Origin of the sequence: Geoalkalibacter ferrihydriticus DSM 17813 (genome assembly GCF_000820505.1) — a bacterium.
Lineage (GTDB): Bacteria > Desulfobacterota > Desulfuromonadia > Desulfuromonadales > Geoalkalibacteraceae > Geoalkalibacter > Geoalkalibacter ferrihydriticus.
The window spans coordinates 1092646-1110650 of record NZ_JWJD01000001.1; the positions used below are offsets into that span (position 1 = coordinate 1092646).

Below are 18005 nucleotides of genomic sequence, written 5' to 3' on the forward strand. Positions count from 1 at the left end.
CGCTACTCCCTGCTCTGGGATTGAATGGCCGCGGGGGCCACGGGGATGGCGAAAAAACTCTCGTGGATTGCGCTGCCGATCTGGTTGAGCCGAGTCTGCAGGCTGTCGATGAACTCATGCAGGCCAAAGATCTTGATCTCTTCAAGTTGAGTATAGTCGAAATCCGCCAGCAGCCGGCCCAGGGCTTTCTCCGCCGGGTTGGTGAAGAGGCCGCGCTTGGTGCCGGAAATGTTGCGCAGCGCCTGTTCGGCCGTAATCAGGCAGTGGTGAATGGCCCGCGGAAAGGCCGCGTCGAGGAGCATGAATTCGATGATCTGGTCGGGGGCGATCTGGCCATAGCGTTTGCGGTACATTTCAAAAGCGCTGGCCGAACGCAGAAGAGCCGCCCACATGATGTGGTCGTAGGGCATGCCGACATATTCAACGGAAGGCAACAGGATGAAGTACTTGACATCGATAATGCGCGCCGTCTTGTCGGCACGCTCGAGCATGCGGCCGAGTCGGGCGAATTCCCAGCCCTCGCCGTGCGTCATGGTATTTTCCGAGAGGCCGGTAAACAGATGGCTGGCCAACATGGTCTCAACGAAAAACTCGTGGGGCAATTCGATGGAGCCGTTGCGCCGCGAAGCGTCCTTGAGCATCAGATAAAAGCTGTTGACCTGCTGCCACATGTCGGAGCTGATCCACTCGCGCACCGACTTGGCATTCTCGCGCGCGGCTTGCAGGCAGGAAAGGATCGAGTTGGGATTGCGCGGATCGAAGGTGAGAAAATGCACAACATTTTCGCGGGTGAATCCATCGTGATACTTTTTGAACAAGTCGTCGTCGCCGGTCGTCACGACCAGCGGCTCCCATTGCTCATCAACATTCGACGGCAGATCGAGAATCATGTGGTAGTTGGCGTCCACAATTCGCGCCACATTCTCGGCCCGCTCGATGTAGCGCGCCATCCAGTATATCGATTCACCTACCCGGCTCAGCATGCGCTCCCCCTTTGTCCCTGGACATCTCCCGCCAGCACCCAGGTGTCTTTGCTTCCTCCACCCTGGCTGGAATTGACCACCAGCGAGCCCTTCTTGAGGGCCACCCGGGTCAGACCGCCGGGCATGATGTAAATCTCCTTTCCGTAAAGGATGTAGGGGCGCAGATCCACATGGCGTCCCTCGAAATGATCGTCGATGAGGGTCGGCACCCGCGACAGGGACAGAGTCGGCTGGGCAATGAAGTTGCGCGGATTGGCGCGAATCTGTTCGGCGTACGCGGTCCGTTCGCGAAGGCTGGCGTGGGGGCCGACCAACATGCCGTAGCCACCCGATTCGCCAACCTTTTTGACGACCAGCTTGTCAAGATTGGTCAGCACATGCTGCAGATCTTTTTCGCGCCGGCACAGATAGGTTTCCACGTTGTTGAGAATCGGATCCTGGTCGAGATAAAAGCGGATCATCTGCGGGACGTAGGCGTAGATGGCCTTGTCGTCGGCCACCCCGGTGCCGGGGGCGTTGGCCAGCGCCAGGCGGCCGGCGCGATAGGCGCGCATCAGCCCGGGGACTCCCAGCATGGAATCTGAGCGAAACACCTGCGGATCGATGAAGTCGTCGTCGATCCGCCGGTAGAGGACATCGATGGGCTTGAGGCCGCTGGTGGTGCGCATCATCACCCGGTCGTCGATCGTGACCAGATCGCGCCCTTCAACCAGCTCGATACCCATCTGCTGGGCAAGAAACGAGTGTTCAAAGTAGGCTGAGTTATAGATGCCGGGAGTCCAGACCGCGACCACCGGCTTGGCGCCGCGCTGTGGCGCGAGGCCCTGCAATAGCTCCAGCAGACGGTTCGGGTAGTCGGAAACCGGGATGACACGGGCCGCGTCGAACGCGCGCGGGAAGCTGCGCTTCATCACCACGCGGTTTTCCAGTACATAGGATACCCCTGAAGGACAGCGCAGGTTGTCCTCCAGCACGTAAAACTGTCCGTCACCGCCGCGCACCAGATCGGTGCCGGTGATGTGGCACCATACGCCGCCGGGGGGATTGAGCCCCATGCATTCTTGGCGAAACCCGCTCGCCGAGCGGATCATATCTTCGGGGATAAGCCCCTCTTTGATGATTTTCTGCTCGTGGTAAACATCGTCGATGAACAGGTTGAGGGCTTGAATCCGCTGCTTGAGGCCGGCCTCCATGCTCACCCATTCGGCGTTGGGAATGATGCGCGGGACAATGTCGAAGGGAAAGATCCGTTCCGTGCCCTGCTCGTCGCCATAGACGCTGAAGGTGATGCCCATCTTCAGCAGGGCTTTTTCCGCCGCCTCCTGGCGCGTTTTGAGTTCCTCAAGAGAGAGTTCGCTGAAACGGTTGACCACCGCCTCGTTGCCGGGTCGCGGTCGCCCATCGGCATCGAACATTTCGTCGAAAAAACCACCCGTATCGTAATCTGCAAAACGCATCGCCCGCCCTCCCTGCCATTTTAGAAATAGAATCGAAGCAGCATTGAATCATCAAACAGTGCAAAAAGGGAGCCCTGTCCCCGCAGGGCCTATTCTCTGTCTTTCACATTGATCAACTAGGGGTGATGCCGGCGTGCCGAGCGCTGCCGAAACTTAATCCTTTTAATGGGGCATTTTATCATATTTTCAGTTCGTTGCCTGAGCAGTGGTCCCGTTCTGTTTGAGAGGTCCTGGCGGTGAAAGGATCGTATCGACACCGGGCGGACTTGGTGGTTTCTGACCCTGAGGCGCATAAAAAAGCGCCTGTCAAGCCCAGGTATGCACAAAAGAAGGGCAAAGCTTGGCTATGTCGGGTTGGGTGGGGAAGGTTGCCGGTCCAAGGAGTTCAGGCACAGCAAGTTGTGCGTATAAAAAAGTGCAAAAAAAAATTTCTATGACTGGTTCCCAACGGGTTTCAAATGGTAACCTTGAAAAAATATTACCCTAACCAATCAGGCCGGATCCCGATCCGTACTATCTGGAGGAATGTGATGTGGAAAATATTTAGGTTCAGATCCCTTTTAAAAACAGGCTCTCTCCTGTCCCTGGTTTTGGGGGTGTTGTTGGTCCTGGGGGGATGTCAGGAACGCCCCGAACTCACCGAGAGAGTCCCGACGCAGAACCGGCAAGCCGAGGTGGTCGGGGAGGTTGATGCGACGCAAGACGCGGATCTTCTCAAAATTGGCGAGGAGGTGTTCAATCGCATGTGCGCGGTTTGCCACGGTACCCGGGGCAGTGGGCGCGGCACCCGGCCGGGGCCTTCCCTGCAGCGCGCAGATTTTGATTATGGACGTACTCCTGAAGCGGTCAAAATGAGCATCCGTGACGGACGGCCCGGCGGCATGCCGTTTTTTCATCATGCTTTGTCCGACGAAGAACTCGAAGCGGTGACCCTTTATGTCCTGAGCCTCGGCCAATGACCCCGTGGCCGGATCTGCCCTAGGATGTTTGCGATGAAATGGATTTTGCTGGCGGCCTTTGTCGCCGTTCTGAGTATTGAATACCTGTTGTCATGGCTCAATATTCGCCACCTTCGGCGCCATGGGCATAGAATCCCACCTGAATTTTCAGGTGGGATCGACGCCGATCTGCTCGCGCGTACCTCGGCTTACACCCGAGACAGAAACCGCGTTGCGCTGATCGAGTCGCTCTTGGGTAATCTTCTGTTGGCGCTGTTTCTCTTCGGCGGATTGCTGGCAATCTATGATGGCTGGATTGGTGGAGTCGCCGAATCTTTCATCCTCAGCGGTTTGCTGTTTTTTCTCGGCCTGGGTCTGGTGCGGGCATTGCTTGATCTGCCCTTCAGTCTCTATCGCCATTTCGTGATCGAGGAGCGTTATGGTTTTAATACCCTGACTTGGCGCCTGTGGCTGTCCGACCTGCTCAAGGGCGCGCTTCTCTCCCTGGTGCTGACAGGCTTGTTGCTGGGTGGGGCGTTGTGGCTGGTCGCGGCGAGTCCGGACTGGTGGTGGTTGTGGGTGTGGGGATTCTTTGCCCTGTTCAGTCTGTTTCTCCTGTACCTCTCTCCCTATGTGATCGAACCGCTGTTTTTCAAATTCGAACCGATCCGTGAAGAAGGCCTGGAGGAGCGCATCCGCAGCCTGATGGAGAAGGCCGGCCTTAAGGTCAGCCGGGTGTTTCAGGTCGATGCCTCGCGCCGCAGCCGTCATTCCAACGCCTATTTCACCGGTATCGGGCGGGTCAAACGCATCGTGCTGTTCGACACTCTGCTCGAACAGATGACCCACGACGAAATCCTCGCCGTTCTCGCCCACGAGGTCGGCCACTGGAAAAAGCACCATGTGTTCAAGCGGCTGGCAACGGCTCAATTGATCGCCCTGGTCGGCCTGTTTCTCGCCCATCACCTTATCACGGCCGGTGTTCTGCCCGGACTTCTGGGGCTGGAAGAGGTTTCATTTTTCGCTCAATTGATGATTCTGTCGTTGCTGGCGACCCTGGTGGGTTTTCCCCTCACGCCATTCTCAAGCTGGCTGTCGCGCCGCGATGAAGACCAGGCTGATCGCTTTGCCTGCGAGCTCAGCGGCGATCCCCAGGCCCTGGCTGCTGGCCTGGTCAAGCTGTCGCGGGAAAACCTCGCCAACCTCCATCCCCATCCCTGGTACGCCGCCTTTTATTATTCCCATCCGCCGGTGGTCGAGCGGGTGCGGACCCTGCAGCAGCGAACCTGAGCCGGATCATGCTAAGATCAGGGCAAAAGGGAATTGAGGCATGACGAAACTTTTCCTTACATCATTTGTGGCCCTGCTGATACTGGCTGCCGCTCCGGCTTGGGCCCTGCGTTGTGACGGCCGTTTGGTGAACACCGGCGATCACAAGATTGAAGTGCTGGCCAAGTGCGGGGAGCCCGTGTGGCAGGAGCGTTGGCAGGACGATGTCTTCGAACGGCGCTTCTTCGATACTTTGGAACGGCGCAGCGTGGTGGTGGAGGAGTGGATTTACGATTTCGGTCCCCACCGCCTGCTTTACCTGCTGCGTTTCCGCAACGGACGGCTGACCGATATTACGACTGGAGATCGTGCCACCATGGCAGTTGATGCCTGTCGTGATGGACGCACCCTGCGTGTGGGTGACACCAAGATCGAGGTCATCCGCAAGTGCGGTGCTCCCGCTTACAGCGACAGTCGCGAGGACGAGCTGTTGCGCGCAGTCGACCCCCACCGGGCGCTGCGCAGTACCATTCGCGTGGATGAGTGGACCTACAATTTCGGACCGCGGCGTTTTTTACTGCATCTGATCTTTGAAAACGGCCGCCTGCGGCAGATTGAAACCGGCGGCTACGGTTTCTGATGCTGTAACTATTCAGCGGCAACGTCCGAGAGTACCGCAGGGTGCGGCGGTTGAGTGCTGCGGCAAATGTTTGAGCCGCAGGTGAGTTTTTGCCGCACGCGNGTAACTATTCAGCGGCAACGTCCGAGAGTACCGCAGGGTGCGGCGGTTGAGTGCTGCGGCAAATGTTTGAGCCGCAGGTGAGTTTTTGCCGCACGCGCTGCCGACGTACCCTGCGGTGCATGCTGAACAGTTACCTGATGCTCAGCTGTAGAGCGTGACCAACTCCTCGAAATCAATGCGCTTTTCCGCCAGGGCGCGGATCAGATCGATCTTCTCCACGTCCTCCGCGGTGGTTTTCGAGACGTCCTCGTTGATGATCTGGTACATGGCGGTGGTATGCGTGTTGCCGTCGCGCAGGTAGGGGATGTTGCTGCGGTCGAGAATCTGCTGGGTGATTTTGCTCAGCGGGGCGGTGCCGGGGATCACCAGGCCGACGATGCGGCTGCGGTATTCGGGTATCTGATAGAGATTGGCCATGGTGACCAGGAGTTCGTCGCGACTGCTGGTCACCACCAGCAGCGTGTCATCGTGCAGCAACTCCACCACCCGCTGGGTTGAGGCCGCTCCGATATGGATATGGTGTACGATACGCGCTCCGGCATCGGGGTCGCCGTGCAAAGGCAGATTGAGTACCCGCGCGATGCGGCGCAGGGTGGGGTTGGCCAGCACCGGTTGGTAATTGAAGCCGCCGAGCACCTTCAGGGGCTCCCGGGCAAAGGCACGGCGCAGGTAATCGAGAGTGGCTTCGCGCTTCTCCGAGATGATCTTGTTGACCAGGATGGCGCGCATATCGGCGCCTTCCTTCTCGAACAAGGCGAGGTTCAGGTTGACGGAGTCCACCACATTGCCGATCCCGCCGCCGGTGACCATGAGCACCGGGGCGTCCAGCAGGCGGGCAATGCGTGCGTTGGAGAGCCCCAGAACTGAGCCTACTCCAGGGTGGCCGGAGCCTTCGATGACGATGAAATCACAATTTTTTTCCAGTTCGGCGCAGGCGGTCAGGATTTTGTCCTCGAGATCCGCGGGACGCAGGTGGCCGTCGAGGGCCTTTTTGGTATCGCCAGGCTTCACCACCACCGGCGACATGCAGGCCAGTTGTGCCTCCAGGCTGAAAACCTGGGCCATGAGGGCGGCATCCTTGTCGACGTCGAGACCGTTGAGGACCGCCGGCTTGGGACCCAGGGGTTTGATGAAGCCGATGCGGCGCCCGGTTTTTTGTGCCAGGTGCAGCAGCGAGAGGCTGGTGGTGGATTTGCCGCTGTTCTGTCCGGTTGCCGCGATGAAGATTTTTTGCGTCATGGGTGTTGCTCCTGAAACGGTGGCTTGAGGCATTGCGTTGCGCTGAATCTTTTTCTCATACAGCCTAACAGGAGAGCAGGCTTCTCGCCACCTGGTATACCTTATGCGAAGGTGACTTTTGAGCTGCAAGGCCCAATCGCGCCGCAGGCCGTGGTGGTTGAGTGCCGCGGTGAATGTTTGAGCCGCAGGCGAGTTTTCACCGCAAGCGATGCCGCCGCAGCCTGCGGCGCATGCCGAACAGTTCGCATTTTTAAAGGAATGCTCGGATGATCCAACCCAAACATGTTGTGGTGGTCGGTGCCTTGGTGCGCAATGCCGACAGCCGGATTTTGCTGATTCGCCATCACCGGCGCGGCTGGGAAATTCCCCAAGGCCGGGTCGAGGAGGGCGAAGGATTGCTTGAGGCCCTGCATCGCGAGGTGCGCGAGGAGAGCGGCGTCGAAATCACGCCGGGACCCCTCGCTGCGGTGTTTTCCAAGACCTCGCCCCCGGCGGCGGTGATTTTCAGCTTCATCGCCGATTACCGGAGTGGCACCTTGAGGCCCAGTGAAGAAACGCCCGAACTGGCCTGGTTTTCCCCCCAAGCGGCCCTTGCGCAAGTGAGTCACCCGGTCAACCACCACCGCCTGGCGACCCTGCTCACCTTCGATGGTCACACACTTTTCAGCGCTTACAGCACCAACCCCTTCACCGTGCAAGGTGAAACAGGCCTGTGACCAATGACAAATGGACCGTGACCAAGGACCAATAAAAACCTAAAAACTCATCTTGGCAAAGGGCGATTTGACCGAAGCCTGCAGCGCATCTTTGAGCGTGAAAATCCCTTTGCTCTCCAGCAGGGGAATCAGTTTGAGCAGCACCTCGGCGGTCACCAGGGCATCGCCCAGGGCGGTATGACGTCCGACGATGGTGAGGTTGAGCAGCTTGGCGATATGGTCGAGGGAATGGCCCTGCTGGTGAGGATGGACCACCGAACTGAGCAGCAGGGTGTCGAGCACCGGATTCTCGAAGGCCACTGCGGCGGCTCTTTCCTTGAGTTGCAGAAAACGCATGTCGAAGGCGGCATTGTGAGCGACCAGCACGGCACCTTCGGCAAAGCGGTGAAAATGGGGCAAAACCTTCTCGATGGTCGGTTGTCCGTCCAGCAATTCGGGGCGGATGCCGTGAATCTCCACGGACTCGACCGGCACCGAGCGTTGCGGGTCGATGAGTTGGTCGATGGTTTCACCGGTAAGGATACGGCCGTTGACAACGCGCACCGCGCCGATCTGAATGATTTCGTCGCCTTCTGCCGGGCGCAAGCCGGTCGTCTCGGTGTCGAACACCACATAAGTCAATTTTCTCAGAGGCTGATCGGCAAGCTCTTCCAGCCCCCGCTGCTGGAACAGATCGAATTCGTAATAGACCGGGCGCGATTCCTGCGGCATGCCACCGGGGTCGCGGCGCTCGGCAGTGCTGTCCACCGGCAGGTCGATGCGTACCTCGTGGCAGGCATGGGGTTGGGTTGCGTCGATGTGGACTTCGCCGCCGTGTCTGGCGACAACTTCACTGAAGCTCAACAACTTGCCCTGGGCGTCGGTGATCAGAGGCGCGCGAATCCAGTCGCTGATGAATGCCTGATCAAGGCAGGCGTCTGGCCAGCCGATGCTCATGACCGCCGATGCTGATTTGCCGCCTTCGATGCGAATATGAAAAGCTCCCATGCTTTTCTGCTTTTTGAGCAGACCGGCTAGATGCGACACGGCCTGCACCAGTGAATAGCTGTCCAGGCGCAGCCACAGATCGGCAGGTGCTTCGCCCTGCACTTCAATGGCGAAGCGCTGACTTATATTTTTACGCAGGATTTCCAGGAGATTTTCCGCCAGCACATATTCCACCTTACTCAAGGCGTGCAGATGGCGGGCGTAGTTCTTCCGCGCCTCGGCCAACTGCTGCTGCAATTCCTGCGAGGCGCGATCAATGGTGGCGCGATTTTTTGTGAGCTGTTCGGGCCTGAGCTGGGGATCCCCGAGAATGGTGGTGATTGATTGGCGGATCTCGCCCAGCGCGCTCTGGATGCCCTCGGTCAGGGACTGGATCAGCATGTCGCGGCGGGTGTCGGCCTCGATTTGCGCGGTCATGTCTTCCAGGGTGAGTACAAATCCTGAAATCTCTCGGCTCTGGCTGCGATTGTTGAGGACCGGCGCCATGTTGACCCGCAGACAGCGCCCATCCGCCAGGGTCATCAAAAGGCCCGAGTTGGGCAGCTCCTGCTCCTGTTCCAGAGCGGCCTGCAGCATTTTCAAGGCGTGAACAATGGGTTCGCGGTTGAGGACGCCGAAGATCGAGCGCCCCAATCCGATCAGCCCGGCCTGCTGTTCGCTTGCCAGCTCCTGGGAGACGTGCAGCAGTTTTTGCGCTTGCGCGTTGTAGAGCAGAATCTGTCCATCGGTGTTGCACACCAGCACGCCCGCGGGCATTTCCGACATCAGGGCCGCCAGGCGGTTGCGTTCCTGGTCAAGGTCGGCGCGCGCGGCGCGGATATTCTCTTCGACTTCGGTTTTGAGTCGCGCGTAGGCTTCCGCGGACTCGTTGATCACCTCGGTGAGGTAGACCAGTTCGCGAGCCCCGCGGGGAGCAATGCGATGGGAAGAGTTTGCGCGGGTGATCAGACGCGTCTCTTCGGCCAGTTGCAGAGTGGGAATGATGTAGTAGTGAAACAGCAGGCTCACCAGGGCGCCGATGGCGCCGACCAGAATGAAGGCCCCCAGGATTGGGAACGGCAGGATCTTGTCCGCCAGGCCCTGAACGAAGGCTCGCTCATCGGGGGCGAGATTGAACCAGGCGCCGAGAACGCCGGCCATAATCACCCCGAAGACCAGGTTGACGATGGCCAGGATAAAAAGCCAGTATTTCAGTGAAGGTTTCATAGGCCTCGGACAATGAATATGCAAAGATGCAAATTTGTCGTATAACTTTTCAGCGCATGCTGAACAGTTATACGACAGCTTTTTTTAATCATAAACGCAACGCCGCGCTCCGTCCATGAGCCGCTGCCGCAAGGCAAAACTTTTTACCGGAAAGGAGCAGATCATGCGCATCGAGGCAGATCTTAAACTGGGATTCAAGGACGTTCTCATTCGGCCTAAGCGTTCGACCCTCAAAAGTCGCGCGCAAGTGGCTCTGGAGCGCACCTTCACCTTCATGCACAGCAAGCGGCAATGGACCGGAGTGCCGGTCATCGCGGCCAACATGGACACGGTGGGCACCTTCGAGGCCGCCGAGGTGCTGGCGGGCTTCGGCATGCTCACCGCCATCCACAAACATTACAGTCTTGCGGCTTGGCAAGCCTTTCTCGCTGAGCGCGACGACGACATCTTTGAGCGCATCATGGTGAGTACCGGGACGGCCGACGAGGATTACGCCAAAGTTCGAGAAATCCTGGCGATAGCACCTGGGCTGCGCTTCATCTGCATCGATGTTGCCAACGGCTACGCCGAGGCTTTTGTTGATTTCGTGGGCAGGGTGCGTGACACCTGGCCCGACAAGACCATTGTGGCGGGTAATGTGGTGACCGGCGAGATGGTCGAGGAATTGCTGCTCTCCGGCGCCGACATCGTCAAGGTCGGTATCGGCCCCGGCTCGGTATGCACAACGCGGGTCAAAACCGGAGTCGGCTATCCGCAGCTCTCTGCCGTGATCGAGTGCGCCGACGCCGCTCACGGACTCGGCGGCCGCATCATTTCCGATGGCGGCTGCGGCAGTGCCGGTGATGTCGCCAAGGCCTTCGGCGGCGGCGCCGATTTTGTCATGCTTGGCGGCATGTTCGCCGGTCATGACGAAAGCGGCGGCGAGGTGGTCGAGCGCGGCGGGCAGACCTACAAGCTTTTCTACGGCATGAGTTCCGCAACCGCCATGGAAATGCATTCCGGTGGGGTCGCCGAATACCGCTCATCCGAAGGCAAGACAGTTGAGGTTCCTTATCGTGGCCCCCTTAACACGACAGTCAAGGACATCCTCGGCGGATTGCGCTCGGCTTGCACCTATGTCGGCGCCGGGGCTCTCAAGGAGTTGACCAAACGCACCACCTTCATCCGCGTTCTCGAACAGGAGAGCAAAGTTTTTCAGTAGCGTTGCAGTTGGGCGGGGACAAAAAAAAATGGCGAGGAAGCGGTTGGCTTCCTCGCCGAATTTGTTCTGCCAAGGGGGAGTTCGTTCTGGTTGTTTAGTGGTTGCGTACCTTAATTTCGCTCGCCTCGCGACCTTGGAACAGTCCTTTGACCGCGGCGAAGAGAATGACGAAGGCCGGAACCAGTTGTGCCACCACGATCAGGGCGAAAAATCCGATGAAAGCCCAGACCAGAATACCGCTGTGTCCTTGGGTGCCGGCGGCGGCAAATGCGGGGGAAGCGATGCTGAGCAGGATGGCGAGGGCGGCAAACAGAGTGGCTTTCATGGGGGTTCTCCTTTTTTCTGGTGCGCTGCCTGCCCAAGCAGGCAGCGGCAAGTGAACTGCGGCTTTAGCTGTTAATTTTTTGCACGGTCGATGGTTGGGTAAAAAGCCCTTTGAGCATCGCGCCGAGCAGGATCATACCGGGAATAAATTGCGTCGCCACGATCAGGCCGAAGAAGCCGAAAAAGATCCACACCGCCAGTCCGGCGGTTTCAGGATTGGCACTGCCGGGGGCCGCCAGCGCAGAGCCGGCCGAGATCAACAGAGTCGTCAGAGTCATAAGCATGGTTTTCATAATTGCCTCCTGTGCAGTTGTGTTTTGTTTGACTTTTTATAGAGCATCAGTCGTGCCAATCTTTGATAAGGTTGGGAGGAAAGCTGTAAGCCTCCGAGATTGCTAGAATAATTTGTCTTCTGTGTGCGCTTGGAGAGGGGCTGGAGGGGGCAGGTGAAAATAAAGTTTTTATACAGGAGCGCCTTGCCATATTGGCATCCTGTTGATCTGTTTTTTGCTTAAGTGCTTGTAAATTATATTGAAAATGTTTTTTTGGCGGGTGTATACAGGAGTTATGCGGCGAATAACTGTAGAATTTATGGGATATCGCCCCTGATAATTGTTCAGCAGGCGCCACGGCCTGCGGCGCTATGGGGCAGTGCCGCTGAATAGTGCGCCATCTGTTTATTTGCAGGATTTGCGGCGCCGCCAGGCGGCGCGCAGCCCGAAGAACAGGCCGGTGGCCAGCAGGGCCCAGATGACCAGAGTGACGACGAGTTCACTGAAAGTGAGCATGAGGATTCTCTCCCGGGGTGATTTTGCATGAAGATCAGTATATCTCCCATGGAGTAGGGATCTGCCTTGACTTTGGTCAACTTCCATAAAAAAAACCCCCATTTCCAAGTTTGTTGAAAATGGGGGAGTTCGCCGTTGACCAGGCGACGAGCCTCTTTTTTTTGACTACTTTTTGGCGTGCTGTTCCACTGTTTTTTCTTGGCTGCTCTGTGCCACCCCTTTCACCAGGCCCAGCATGGCCAGAACCGCAGGCAGCAGTTGGGCGACGACGATCAGGGCGCAGAAGCCAAGGAAGGTCCAGACGACGATCCCGCTGTGATCGGTGCGCTGGCCGGCGGCGAGAGCGGGCGAGGTCAGGCCGAGAACCATAACGAGGGCAGCAATGACTTTGGATTTCATGGTAGGTCTCCTTCTTTGAAATGTCTTTTTCCTGCGTTTACGAACGGGAGGAGTTGCGGGTTGCCGGTGCGGCCCCGAACAATCCTTTGAACGCCGCACCGAGCAGCAGCATTCCGGGAATTAGCTGGGTGGCCAGAATCAGGGCGCCAAAAGTGCAGAAGATCCAGATGAGCAACCCCGGTTGCGCCTGTGATTCGGCGGAACTTGCAAGAGCCTGTCCGGCATAGGTCAGCAGAGCGATCAATATCCATTGCAACTTTTTCATGGCATCCTCCATCGGCACGTTGTCCAGTGATTATGGTCTCTTAGATAGCATTTGCCGTACCAAGTTTGAGGGAGGCTCTGTATACGTCCCTAAGGTTCTGAATTGTATATGAAAGCCCTGTGCGCCCAGGGTGCGACGTTGATCGGGCGTCAGAGGATGAATCTTCGCGATTTTTGTACCTTTGCGTAGCGCAAAACCGCCCCCGGGTCTGATTTCGTTTTGCAAGTAGTTAAACTTGCGATAGAAAATCGCTGATCGTCAAAGTGTATGAAGAGAATGTGCGCTGGATAGGGAAAAAATTCACCTATGGAGGATGAAAGGATGTGGTGCGCGCCCTTGCAGCGAATTTCCAAAACAGCCGAAGGTGATGGCATCTGCTGCAATTCGCCTTATACTAAGAGGTGAATAGATAGTTTTTTTCGTGTTAACCCATTCTTTTTTTTGAGTTCAAGGAGTCTTCATGCGCAAACGAATCATCGACGACGAACAGAGCGCCGAAGAGATACTTAACGAGGTGCGGTGGCTTGATCTGGAAGAATTGGCCGACGTTGAAATCACCTCGGAAGACCCGGCCCATCCCATCGAGGGTGCCCTGCTTCCCGAAATGTCCAGCGGTTGGCAGGCGGCGGCCCCCGGGGTGCAGAGAGTTCGCCTGCGCTTTGCCACGCCCCTTGCCCTGACGCGGATTTTTCTGGAGTTTCAGGAAGAAGAGGCTGAGCGCAGCCAGGAGTTCGTACTGCGCTGGTCGGCGGACGAGGGACATAGTTGGACTGAAATCGTTCGGCAACAGTTCACTTTCAGTCCCACGGGTGCGACCCGCGAGGTTGAGGATTTCAGGGTCGAACTTTCAGGGGTGCGGCTTTTGGAACTGGAAGTCAACCCGGATCGCGGTGTCGGCCGGGCGCGCGCTTCCCTGCAGCGGTTACGCCTGGCTTGAAAGCCGGGGGAAGCGAAATGTGTTTACCGTCGAAGGCACGGGGTCGCAATCCCCGGAAAGGGCATTTCTGATGGAATGGATCATCGTGTTGATGCTGTTGGGAATGCTCCCCGCCTATATCGCCATGGCCAAGGGCTACAATTTTCTGCTCTGGTGGCTGTATGGGACGGCGCTCTTTGTGTTTGCCATCTTCCACTCCCTCATGCTCAAGCCGGCGGAGAAGAATCTGCTGCATTATGGCCGTCGCTATTGTCCCCACTGCGAGAAGATCATCGATTATGATGCGACGCAGTGTGAATTTTGCGGGAAGGACGTAACCCCCCTCGATCGCGAATCGTAAATTCGGTGTAAGCGTTCAGTGTGCGCCGCAGGGCGTGGCGGTTGAGCGGTGCAGTTGCATAACGACAATTCTGTGACGATGAAGGCGGCCCGCATACTCTCGAATGCCAGGAGAGTGCGGGCCGCCTTCAGGTTTAGAAGCCCAGCTTGCGCAGCAGGCTGGCCAGTTCGGCAAGGGCCTGCAGCTTGCTCGGGTCTTCGAAGAGGTCGGTGATCTTGCGGAAGTGGGCCGGTTCGCGCACTCCGGGGATGAGTTTGCGTGGATCGATGCGTTCCTCGGCAGCAAGCCCTTCCAGGTGTTGATGGAAATGGGCTGGTTCGCGCACTCCGGGGATCAGCTTGCGGCTGTCCATGCGGCTGACGGCCAGACGGTCGGCCAGTTTGAGTTCCGGGTAGACTTCGTCGATGACGGAAATCAGCACCTCTTCCTCGCCGGCCAGAATCGCTGCGCCGTTGAACCAGTGGGCCGGTTCACGCACGCCGGGGCGCAATTTGGCGAGATCGGCGAACAGTTCGGGGCGGATCTGGCGGAAGTGTGCGGGTTCCACCCAATCGTGCTTGAGTTTGAGTTTCAGAGCGTCGATCCACAGAAAGACGATCGCGTAACTGCCGGCGGCAACGCGGCTCTTGCCGATGCTCTTGCCCGCCAAACGCTTGAAAATTGCCGCGAATTCACGCTCGAACAGCGTTCCCTTGAGATTCTCGGCGGCCAGCTCCAGGCCCTCGATCTTGCCGGAATCGCCGACGCTCAGCGTGACCGGCAGCGAGGTGGTGACAACGAAGCCGATCTGGCGCGAAATGCGATCAAAAGCCTTGTCGACCTCGAGTTGCACATCCTCGCGCAGAAAACGGAAAATGCTGGTCAGATCCTCATACCGCTGCATGACCGCCGGATGCGCCGGCTCGACCCAATCGCGAAACTTTGCCATGATTTTTCCTCCCTGTGGCGGGTAAAGCAACAAAACGTTTTTTTCCCAATGTTTCCATCCTGAACCTGTCTGCCGAATGCTCCTTTCTAGCGGTTGTTATCCAACCGGCTCTTGAATTGGTCATAAGGGATTGGCCGTTTGAGGGCGCCGAAGAAATTGAAGGCGCCGTCGGTCTCGAAAGAGTAGTCCGCTTCGGCCTCCTCGCCGCTGCGCAGTAACAGACCATCAAGCAGCGAGGCGAGGTTTTGCTCGCCGTAGGCTACCGGGGTGTGTACGGGTGCCGTATGTCCTTCGTAAGTCGCCTGCAGGCGGGCCAGGATGCGCTCGCCCTGGGCGCGCAGGGCGACGCCGCGCTCATCGACGCTGCGGCGCAGACTGCGCATGGCGTCATTGACCGCAAGGCGGTCTGCAGGGTCGATGGCCTGCACCAGGTCGTAGATGCGACACAAGTGGCGGTAGGTGTCGATGTTGGTCTCCTTGATGAAGGCGCGCACTTCGGCGCGCAGTTCCTCGCTGATTCTGTCCGCAAAGAAGCGGCGCAGCAGCAGGTAGGAGAAATCGACCTCCATGTTGAAGTAGTGCAGGCCGTAATCACTGAAGTTGCGATCGAAAAAAGCGTAGTTGGCGATCTTGTGGAAGCATTCCACCCGCGCGTCCTTGATGCGGTAGTCGAAACCGAAATAGTCGCCGGCGAGGATCCCGTCGTCGCGCAGCTTTTTCTCCAGGCCGGTATAGGCGTAGGCCTCGGCGCGGCAGAAATTGAAGGGATTGTCGACGTGGCGCTCCATGAAGCGCAGGTTGATGTGGATATCCTCCATGTTGGTGTCGGGCTCGAACATCAGCAGGTTGTAGGCCACGTGCAGGTCGTAGTCGTTGAGGATGCGCAGGGCGTTTTCGATCTGCGCCACGGTGTTTTTGCGGTTGAGGTTGTCCAGCCCGCGTTGCGAGGCGTTTTCCACGCCGAGAAAGACCCGGAAGATGCCCAGCTCGTCGAGCACGTCGAGGGCCTCGCGGTTAATGCTGTCGGGGCGCGCCTTGACGGCGATGGCGATTTTCTCGACCCCGTTGACGCGCAGGCCGTCGCGCAGGGCCTGGAAGCGGGCGAGGGCTTGTTTGGGATCGGGGAGAAAGAAATTGTCGTCCTGAAAGTTGAAGATGCGGATGCCATGCTCATGGTAGAGGCGCGTCATTTCGGCGACGATGTTTTCGACGCTGCGGATGCGGAACTTGCGCCCCCCGCCGCTGCGGTACCAGGCGTCGATGCTGCAGAAGGCGCACTCGCGCCAGCAGCCGCGGCTGGAGAGGATGCTGGCGATGGGCTGGCCGAAGTATTCATGAAATTCGGTGCGGCGCGGAAAGGGCAGGGCGTCGAGGTTGTCCGGATTGCCTTTGCCGGGGTTGACGGCGATGCTGCCGTCGGCAGCGCGGTAACAGAAGCCGGGGAGGCCGGAGAGATCGTCAAGCTGAGCGGCCAGCGCGCAGATCAGCTCCTCGCCTTCGCCCAGGGCCACAGAGTCGAAGGCGGAAAAATCTTCGAGCAACTGCCGGCAGTTAAGGGCGGCAAAGTGACCGCCGGCGGTGAGGTGCCCGGCAAAGCCGGCGCTCCGCAAGGCTTCAGCGAGGCGGCAGAACTCGCGCGCGCGGCCGGTGAAGACCATGGAGAGCCCGGCGATCTGGGGCTGTTCTTCTTGAATCCGGCGGACCACCTGGGCGATGTCCGCCTCTTCGTTGAAGGGCAGAATCAGTGCCTCGTGTCCGGCTGCTTCCAGGGATGTGGCCATGTAGCGCAGACCGAGGTTTTCTTCCAGTTCCGCTCCGATCAGGGCAACCTTCATGCGTTTCTCCTTGTCAGGGGCCGGCGTAACGGCCGCGAGTCCGGCGATAAGAAATGTTTTTGATTGATGACGTTTTTACTCTGCCTGTTGAACGGTTGCCTATTTGCGCTTTGTGGTAAGTTTTGCGCATTTAACCAATTAAAAAACAAGCAAAAATGGTGCAAGTGTGGCTGGATTTTATTTACCAGAAATTTGTCCGGATGCAACCTGTGTTAATGAATTTTTGTGGCTGGCTTGGCAGTGGGGGGGGTGGGGTCGGAAAGATGAGGGGTATTTTATGGTCCCTGCTTAGAGTGAAGAGCGGACCTGGGGCGCCTGATCGGCCGGCATGATCCGGCCCTGCGGGTCGACGTAGCGCACTTCGCAGCGCAACTCAAAACCGATGCGCTCATGTACTTCCCGGCGGATGTGGGCAATGAGAGCCAGCACTTCGGCGGCGCTGGCGCCGCCGCGATTGACGATGAAGTTGGCGTGATGGAGTGAGACTTCGGCGTTGCCGATGCGCGTGCCCTTGAGGCCTGCCTCTTCGATGATTTTGCCGGGCGGGCCGACGCTTGCATGCATTTCGGCAGTGCTGAGAAACACCGAGCCGCAGTTGGGCTCCTTGCGCGGAAATTTGCGGCGGCGTTCGCGCAGGTCGCAGACCATGGCGCGGCGGATCGCGCGCGGGTCACCCGTTGAACATTCCAGTTCGGCGCGCACTACCACAGCGCCGCTGTCCTGCAGGGCGCTGTGTCGGTAGGAAAAGGCGCATTGCGCGTGGCTGAGGACCTGCAGTTCTCCCGCGCGGTCGATCACCCACACCCGGCGCACATTGTCGCCGATGCCCCGGCGGTGACTGCCGCCGTTCATCAGCACCAATCCCCCCAGCGTTCCTGGAATCCCGATGATGTGTTCCAGCCCTGTCAGGCCGTTTCTGGCGGCCTGTCGGGCGAGTTGCGGCACCCAGACCCCGGCCTCGGCCAGGATGCGGTTGCCGTGAATGCTCAGCTGCGCCATGCGCGCGCCCACCTTCAGGACGATGCCGCGCAGGCCCGCGTCGTCGAAGAGCAGGTTGGTGCCCTGGCCGATGACCAGCAGCGGAATTTCATGCTCACGGGCAAAGCCCACCAGACGCGCCACCTGCATGGCCGACTCGGGCTCGACCAGCAGATCGGCGGGTCCGCCGATGCGCCAGCTGCAGTGGTGCGCCAGGGGTGCGCGCGCCTTGACCGCGCCGACGTCGAGTTCACTGAGTTGGCCAAGCAGGGCGGGGAGAGTGATGTCTGAAGCTGTGGTCATGCCGGCATCCTGAAGGCAAAAGAGTCTGGTGCCAGATTCGTAGCAGCCTTTTTTCTACGATGCAAGGTCTTTTATTTCCTTGTAATTGTCGCAAAAAAAGATAAAAATAAATTAAGATTTGTGTGGTATCATGAATTGGCTTTACGGAGAGGCTTCAGCGCAATGGGAGA

At 58.4% G+C, this 18005-nt stretch carries 18 protein-coding genes; 7 read left to right on the forward strand and 11 right to left on the reverse strand.

Annotated features, from left to right (window positions below; genetic code table 11):
• Window positions 1-2: 2 nt before the first annotated feature.
• Both GFER_RS04985 and GFER_RS04990 read right to left on the reverse strand, forming a co-directional pair.
• Complete coding sequence (locus tag GFER_RS04985) at window positions 3-983, reverse strand: alpha-E domain-containing protein (RefSeq protein ID WP_040096596.1); 981 nt, start codon at window positions 981-983, stop codon at window positions 3-5.
• Entirely contained in the window at window positions 977-2440 is a 1464-nt protein-coding gene (locus GFER_RS04990; RefSeq protein WP_040096598.1) for a circularly permuted type 2 ATP-grasp protein, read from the reverse strand. Before GFER_RS04990 ends, GFER_RS04985 begins: the two co-directional genes overlap by 7 nt.
• A gap of 596 nt (window positions 2441-3036) precedes the next feature.
• On the opposite strand from GFER_RS04990, the gene GFER_RS17495 reads away from it, so the two are divergent.
• From GFER_RS17495 to GFER_RS17500, 3 genes are read left to right on the forward strand one after another with little or no spacing between them, the layout of a single operon-like run.
• Window positions 3037-3399 carry a c-type cytochrome gene (locus GFER_RS17495; protein WP_161807382.1) on the forward strand — a complete coding sequence of 121 codons (363 nt, stop codon included), beginning with the start codon at window positions 3037-3039 and terminating at the stop codon, window positions 3397-3399.
• Between the two features lie 33 nt (window positions 3400-3432).
• Window positions 3433-4668 carry a M48 family metallopeptidase gene (locus tag GFER_RS05000; protein ID WP_040096600.1) on the forward strand — a complete coding sequence of 412 codons (1236 nt, stop codon included), beginning with the start codon at window positions 3433-3435 and terminating at the stop codon, window positions 4666-4668.
• A gap of 40 nt (window positions 4669-4708) precedes the next feature.
• The gene (locus GFER_RS17500) at window positions 4709-5287 is read left to right on the forward strand and encodes a DUF2845 domain-containing protein (RefSeq protein WP_052445972.1); all 579 of its coding nucleotides are present in this window, start codon (window positions 4709-4711) and stop codon (window positions 5285-5287) included.
• A 243-nt stretch (window positions 5288-5530) separates the two neighbouring features.
• Here GFER_RS17500 and GFER_RS05015 read toward each other — a convergent pair whose 3' ends face one another.
• Complete coding sequence (locus GFER_RS05015) at window positions 5531-6628, reverse strand: phosphotransacetylase family protein (protein WP_040096602.1); 1098 nt, start codon at window positions 6626-6628, stop codon at window positions 5531-5533.
• Window positions 6629-6894: 266 nt separating this feature from the next.
• Here GFER_RS05015 and GFER_RS05020 point away from each other — a divergent pair, with 266 nt between their 5' ends.
• A complete protein-coding gene (locus GFER_RS05020) occupies window positions 6895-7344 on the forward strand; it encodes an NUDIX hydrolase (RefSeq protein WP_040096605.1) in 450 nt (149 codons plus the stop codon).
• 39 nt (window positions 7345-7383) lie between these two features.
• Here the strand turns inward: GFER_RS05020 and GFER_RS05025 are convergent, their stop codons facing one another.
• Window positions 7384-9537, reverse strand: coding sequence for a 3'-5' exonuclease (locus tag GFER_RS05025; RefSeq protein WP_040096607.1), 2154 nt, complete (start codon window positions 9535-9537; stop codon window positions 7384-7386).
• 163 nt (window positions 9538-9700) lie between these two features.
• Here GFER_RS05025 and GFER_RS05030 point away from each other — a divergent pair, with 163 nt between their 5' ends.
• Complete coding sequence (locus tag GFER_RS05030; RefSeq protein WP_040096609.1) at window positions 9701-10738, forward strand: GMP reductase; 1038 nt, start codon at window positions 9701-9703, stop codon at window positions 10736-10738.
• 94 nt (window positions 10739-10832) lie between these two features.
• Here the strand turns inward: GFER_RS05030 and GFER_RS05035 are convergent, their stop codons facing one another.
• From GFER_RS05035 to GFER_RS05050, 4 genes are all read right to left on the reverse strand, one after another.
• On the reverse strand, window positions 10833-11063 hold the full coding sequence (locus GFER_RS05035) for a hypothetical protein (RefSeq protein ID WP_040096612.1): 231 nt from the start codon (window positions 11061-11063) through the stop codon (window positions 10833-10835).
• A 64-nt stretch (window positions 11064-11127) separates the two neighbouring features.
• The gene (locus GFER_RS05040) at window positions 11128-11355 is read right to left on the reverse strand and encodes a hypothetical protein (protein ID WP_040096614.1); all 228 of its coding nucleotides are present in this window, start codon (window positions 11353-11355) and stop codon (window positions 11128-11130) included.
• Window positions 11356-12015: 660 nt separating this feature from the next.
• Window positions 12016-12249 carry a hypothetical protein gene (locus GFER_RS05045; protein ID WP_040096616.1) on the reverse strand — a complete coding sequence of 78 codons (234 nt, stop codon included), beginning with the start codon at window positions 12247-12249 and terminating at the stop codon, window positions 12016-12018.
• A 37-nt stretch (window positions 12250-12286) separates the two neighbouring features.
• On the reverse strand, window positions 12287-12514 hold the full coding sequence (locus tag GFER_RS05050) for a hypothetical protein (RefSeq protein WP_040096618.1): 228 nt from the start codon (window positions 12512-12514) through the stop codon (window positions 12287-12289).
• Between the two features lie 460 nt (window positions 12515-12974).
• On the opposite strand from GFER_RS05050, the gene GFER_RS05055 reads away from it, so the two are divergent.
• Window positions 12975-13451: a hypothetical protein gene (locus GFER_RS05055; protein WP_040096620.1), complete on the forward strand. Its 477-nt coding sequence runs from the start codon at window positions 12975-12977 to the stop codon at window positions 13449-13451.
• Window positions 13452-13521: 70 nt separating this feature from the next.
• On the forward strand, window positions 13522-13791 hold the full coding sequence (locus tag GFER_RS05060; protein ID WP_040096623.1) for a hypothetical protein: 270 nt from the start codon (window positions 13522-13524) through the stop codon (window positions 13789-13791).
• Window positions 13792-13924: 133 nt separating this feature from the next.
• Here GFER_RS05060 and GFER_RS05065 read toward each other — a convergent pair whose 3' ends face one another.
• The 3 genes from GFER_RS05065 to murB form a co-directional block, all read right to left on the reverse strand.
• The gene (locus GFER_RS05065) at window positions 13925-14719 is read right to left on the reverse strand and encodes a hypothetical protein (protein ID WP_040096625.1); all 795 of its coding nucleotides are present in this window, start codon (window positions 14717-14719) and stop codon (window positions 13925-13927) included.
• Between the two features lie 86 nt (window positions 14720-14805).
• Window positions 14806-16554, reverse strand: a complete 1749-nt coding sequence (locus GFER_RS05070; RefSeq protein ID WP_040096628.1) for a B12-binding domain-containing radical SAM protein — start codon at window positions 16552-16554, stop codon at window positions 14806-14808.
• Window positions 16555-16842: 288 nt separating this feature from the next.
• Window positions 16843-17835: a UDP-N-acetylmuramate dehydrogenase gene (murB, locus tag GFER_RS05075; RefSeq protein ID WP_052445973.1), complete on the reverse strand. Its 993-nt coding sequence runs from the start codon at window positions 17833-17835 to the stop codon at window positions 16843-16845.
• Window positions 17836-18005 lie beyond the last annotated feature (170 nt).

What these genes read in the sequence shown, in the direction of transcription:
- GFER_RS05040 (WP_040096614.1), bottom strand. Translation starts at nt 11,355, where the DNA reads ATGAAAACCATGCTTATGACTCTGACGACTCTGTTGATCTCGGCCGGC.
- GFER_RS05030 (WP_040096609.1), top strand. Translation starts at nt 9,701, where the DNA reads ATGCGCATCGAGGCAGATCTTAAACTGGGATTCAAGGACGTTCTCATT.
- GFER_RS05050 (WP_040096618.1), bottom strand. Translation starts at nt 12,514, where the DNA reads ATGAAAAAGTTGCAATGGATATTGATCGCTCTGCTGACCTATGCCGGA.
- GFER_RS05055 (WP_040096620.1), top strand. Translation starts at nt 12,975, where the DNA reads ATGCGCAAACGAATCATCGACGACGAACAGAGCGCCGAAGAGATACTT.
- GFER_RS05035 (WP_040096612.1), bottom strand. Translation starts at nt 11,063, where the DNA reads ATGAAAGCCACTCTGTTTGCCGCCCTCGCCATCCTGCTCAGCATCGCT.
- GFER_RS05065 (WP_040096625.1), bottom strand. Translation starts at nt 14,719, where the DNA reads ATGGCAAAGTTTCGCGATTGGGTCGAGCCGGCGCATCCGGCGGTCATG.
- GFER_RS05015 (WP_040096602.1), bottom strand. Translation starts at nt 6,628, where the DNA reads ATGACGCAAAAAATCTTCATCGCGGCAACCGGACAGAACAGCGGCAAA.
- murB (WP_052445973.1), bottom strand. Translation starts at nt 17,835, where the DNA reads ATGACCACAGCTTCAGACATCACTCTCCCCGCCCTGCTTGGCCAACTC.
- GFER_RS04985 (WP_040096596.1), bottom strand. Translation starts at nt 983, where the DNA reads ATGCTGAGCCGGGTAGGTGAATCGATATACTGGATGGCGCGCTACATC.
- GFER_RS04990 (WP_040096598.1), bottom strand. Translation starts at nt 2,440, where the DNA reads ATGCGTTTTGCAGATTACGATACGGGTGGTTTTTTCGACGAAATGTTC.
- GFER_RS05070 (WP_040096628.1), bottom strand. Translation starts at nt 16,554, where the DNA reads ATGAAGGTTGCCCTGATCGGAGCGGAACTGGAAGAAAACCTCGGTCTG.
- GFER_RS05045 (WP_040096616.1), bottom strand. Translation starts at nt 12,249, where the DNA reads ATGAAATCCAAAGTCATTGCTGCCCTCGTTATGGTTCTCGGCCTGACC.
- GFER_RS05025 (WP_040096607.1), bottom strand. Translation starts at nt 9,537, where the DNA reads ATGAAACCTTCACTGAAATACTGGCTTTTTATCCTGGCCATCGTCAAC.
- GFER_RS05060 (WP_040096623.1), top strand. Translation starts at nt 13,522, where the DNA reads ATGGAATGGATCATCGTGTTGATGCTGTTGGGAATGCTCCCCGCCTAT.
- GFER_RS05000 (WP_040096600.1), top strand. Translation starts at nt 3,433, where the DNA reads ATGAAATGGATTTTGCTGGCGGCCTTTGTCGCCGTTCTGAGTATTGAA.
- GFER_RS17500 (WP_052445972.1), top strand. Translation starts at nt 4,709, where the DNA reads ATGACGAAACTTTTCCTTACATCATTTGTGGCCCTGCTGATACTGGCT.
- GFER_RS05020 (WP_040096605.1), top strand. Translation starts at nt 6,895, where the DNA reads ATGATCCAACCCAAACATGTTGTGGTGGTCGGTGCCTTGGTGCGCAAT.